A 3,521-nucleotide genomic window follows, 5' to 3' on the forward strand; every position below is an offset into this window, starting at 1 on the left:
GGGCACCGCGTGGCCGCGGCGGCGCTGCGGCGCGCGGGCCGCGCGGTGGGCGTCGCGCTGGCGTCCGCCGTCCACCTGTGCGACCTGGACACCGCCGTGATCGGCGGCGGGGTGTCGCAGGTCGGCGCGCCGCTGTTCGACGCCGCGGGCGAGACGCTGGACGCGCACGCCCGCATGGACTTCGCGCGGCGCCTGCGCGTCGTCCCCACCGCCCTCGGCCAGGCCTCCGGTCTGATCGGCGCCGCCGCCCTGGTGCTGGCCGGCGACCGGTACTGGGCCGCCGACTGACCGGCGCCGCCGCCCGCGGCGCGTGGGAGGATCAAGGCATGGCACTGTCATCGGGGGGTGCGCCCCCCAGCCCTGTGCGGGCCGCGGTCACCGTCGACGACGTCCGGGCGGCGCGAGAGCTGCTGCGCGACGTGATCGCGCCGACGCCGCTCGTGCACTCGCGGGTGCTGACGGAGCTGATCGGCGGCCCGGTGTACCTCAAGTGCGAGAACCTGCAGCGCACCGGCTCGTTCAAGATCCGCGGCGCGTACGTGCGGATCGCCCGGCTCAGCGAGGCCGAGCGCGCCCGCGGCGTCGTGGCGGCCAGCGCGGGCAACCACGCCCAGGGCGTGGCGCTGGCGGCGAGCATGCTCGGCGCCAAGGCCACCGTGTACATGCCGGAGGGCGCGCCGCTGCCCAAGGTGGCCGCCACCCGCGGCTACGGCGCCGAGGTGGTGTTCCCCGGCCCCACCGTGGACGACTGCCTGGTCGCCGCGCAGCGCCACGCCGAAAAGCACGGCGCCGTGCTCATCCACCCGTTCGATCACCCGGACGTGGTGGCCGGGCAGGGCACGATCGGACTGGAGATCCTCGAGCAGCTTCCGGACGTGCGCACCGTCGTCGGCGCCGTCGGCGGGGGCGGGCTGATGTCCGGCGTGGCCGTGGCGCTCAAGGGCGCGGCCGAGGAGAGCGGCGGACGCGCCGTCAAGGTGGTCGGCGCGCAGGCCAAGCGGGCGGCGGCGTTCCCCCCGTCGCTGGCGGCGGGACGGCCCGTGCGGGTCGAGGTGCAGCCCACCATGGCCGACGGCATCTCGGTCGGCCGCCCCGGCGACCTGACCTACGACCTGGTGACCGAGCTGCTGGACGCCGTCGTCACCGTCACCGAGGAGTCGATCTCCCAGGCGCTGCTGCTGTGCCTCGAACGCGCCAAGCAGGTCGTGGAGCCCGCGGGCGCGGCGGGCGTGGCGGCGCTGCTGGAGCACTCCTACGCGGTGCGCACCCCGGTGGTGGTCCTGCTGTCGGGCGGCAACATCGACCCGCTGCTGCTGTCGAAGGTGCTGCGGCACGGCCTGGCCGGGGCGGGACGCTACCTGGTCGTGCGGTGCCGTCTCACCGACCGTCCGGGCGCCCTGGTCACCCTGCTCGGCGAGCTGGCCGACCTGGGCGTCAACGTCCTGGACGTCATGCACGAACGGGTCGCCGCCCGCCTGCACGTCGAGGAGGCCGAGGTGCTCATGCACCTGGAGACGCGCGGCCCCGAGCACTGCGAGGAGGTGCTGTCCCGGCTGCGCGAGAAGGGCTACACCCTCGTGCAGACATGAACCGGGCCCGGGGCGCCGCGCCCCGGGCCCGGTCGGCGGGCCGTCGCACAGGGACGTCACGGGGACGTCACAGGGACGGCTTGCCCGAGGTGTAGACCCACTTCTTGAACAGGTCGTCGAGCTGCTTGCCGGAGACCTTCTCGGCGAAGGCGATGAAGTCGGCGGTGGAGGCGGTGCCGTACCGGTTGACCGTCGGCCACAGCTTGACGAGCCGGAAGAACGCCCGGTCGCCGATGGTCCTGCGGAGCATGTGCAGGGTCATCGCGCCCCGGTCGTAGACCGTCGAGTGGAAGATGTCGTCGCGGCCGGGGTCGGCCGTGACCGGCTTCCACAGGTCGTCGTCGGCGGGCGTGGCGTACAGCTCGTCGAAGGTCTGCTGCGCGCTCTTGCCGGTGAACTTCTCGAAGTACAGCCACTCGGAGTAGGTGGCGAAGCCCTCGTTGAGCCAGATGTCGGCCCACCGCTCGGGCGTCACGCTGTCGCCGAACCACTGGTGGGCGAGCTCGTGGACGAGCAGGTCGGGCCGCGGGATGGTGCCCGGGCGATGTCCCAGGGCGTACACCGGGCGGCCCTGGGTCTCCAGCGCGTAGCCCACCCCGGCCTTGACGACGATGCCGCCGGTCGAGGAGAACGGGTAGCGGCCGTACAGGCTCGCCAGCCAGTCCTGGTACTGGCCGGTCTGGTCGTGGAAGTCCTTGGCGAGCTGCTCGGAGATGCCCATGCGGCTGTCGGTGGCGGTGACGCTGGGCACGCCGCGCCCGGTGCGGCCGGTCCGCACCGCGTACTTCCCGATCGCGATCATGCTCAGCTCGCTGGCCATCGGGCGGTTCATCACCCAGCGGGTGGTGGTGCGGCCGCCCTTGCTCCAGCGGCCCGCGGGGTCCCCGTTGGCGAGCGTGGTCAGGCCGTCGGGCGCGGTCAGCGTGAAGGTGTAGGTGGCCTTGTCGGTCGGGTGGTCGTTGACGGGGTAGACGGTGGCGGCGCCGATCGGCTGGTTGAGCATGATCGCGCCGTCCTCGGTGGGGATCCAGCCGGAGCGGCCGAGTGCCGGGTCGTCCACGCCCTGCGGGACGCCCGAGTACGCCACCCGGACGGTGAAGCGGGTGCCCTTGCGCAGCCCCTTGGCCGGGGTGATCTCCAGTTCCTGCGCGCCGGTGCGCCGGTAGGCGGCCTTCTTCCCGTCCACGGTCAGCGCCGAGATCGTCAGGGGCCCCTGGAAGTCCAGGTTGAACCGCGACAGGTGCTGCGTGGCCCGCGCCTTGATCGTGGTGACCGCCGAGATCCCCTTGGACGCGGGGTCGTAGCTCAGCGCGATGTCGTAGTGCGCGGCGTCGTAGCCGCCGTTGCCCATGTCGGGGAAGTAGGGGTCGCCCGCGCCGGGCGCGCCGGGCGTGAACCGCACGGCGGCGGCGCCCGCGGGCGCGGCCGTGACCACCAGGCTCGCGGCGACGCCCAGCGCCAGCGCGGCGACCTTTCTGGGGGAATTGTTCATGGCTTCGTCCTTCGGAAAGTGACGACCTCCCTCACGCTGGCAGCGCCATCCGCGTCGATCAAGCTCGTTTCGGTATCGAATCCGTTGGTCCGGAGCGGCGCGTTCCTCCCCGTCCCGCCGCCGGACCGATCCGTCCCCCCGGTCACGGAACGCGGCCGTCACGCCTCGGGGCGCAGGGAGGCGACGAACAGCCGGGTGATCTCGCGGGTGTCGTCGGCCCGCCAGGCGACGGCCAGCTCGGCGGGCGCCAGGCTGCGGACGGGGCGGCACACGACGCCGGTTCGCTGGTAGAGGAGGGCGTCGCCCTCGGCGAGCAGGGCGACGCCCACCCCGGACGCCACCGCGTCGAGCGCCGCGTCGGGGGAGGCGGCCTCGGCCGCGATCCGCGGGGGGCGGCCCCGGCGCGCGTCGCTCGCCAGCCAGAGGTCGCGCAGCGGACC

Annotated in this window: 4 protein-coding genes; 2 read left to right on the forward strand and 2 right to left on the reverse strand. The window is 73.9% G+C overall.

What is annotated here, in order from left to right:
• Window positions 1-288, forward strand: a 288-nt coding sequence (locus AR3_RS28700; protein ID WP_157406830.1) for an ROK family protein, incomplete at its 5' end; no start/stop codon positions are given.
• 38 nt (window positions 289-326) lie between these two features.
• On the forward strand, window positions 327-1,589 hold the full coding sequence (ilvA, locus tag AR3_RS28705) for a threonine ammonia-lyase (protein WP_067918731.1): 1,263 nt from the start codon (window positions 327-329) through the stop codon (window positions 1,587-1,589).
• 67 nt (window positions 1,590-1,656) lie between these two features.
• Here ilvA and AR3_RS28710 read toward each other — a convergent pair whose 3' ends face one another.
• Together AR3_RS28710 and AR3_RS28715 are read right to left on the reverse strand one after the other, a co-directional pair.
• Complete coding sequence (locus AR3_RS28710) at window positions 1,657-3,081, reverse strand: M1 family metallopeptidase (protein ID WP_067918733.1); 1,425 nt, start codon at window positions 3,079-3,081, stop codon at window positions 1,657-1,659.
• A gap of 158 nt (window positions 3,082-3,239) precedes the next feature.
• Window positions 3,240-3,521, reverse strand: a 282-nt coding sequence (locus AR3_RS28715) for a LysR substrate-binding domain-containing protein (protein ID WP_245637941.1), incomplete at its 5' end; no start/stop codon positions are given.

Origin of the sequence: Actinomadura rubrobrunea NBRC 15275 (assembly GCF_001552235.1) — a bacterium.
GTDB classification, from domain to species: domain Bacteria; phylum Actinomycetota; class Actinomycetes; order Streptosporangiales; family Streptosporangiaceae; genus Spirillospora; species Spirillospora viridilutea.

Coding starts and splice junctions, on each gene's coding strand:
- ilvA (WP_067918731.1), top strand. CDS start 327: ATGGCACTGTCATCGGGGGGTGCGCCCCCCAGCCCTGTGCGGGCCGCG.
- AR3_RS28710 (WP_067918733.1), bottom strand. CDS start 3,081: ATGAACAATTCCCCCAGAAAGGTCGCCGCGCTGGCGCTGGGCGTCGCC.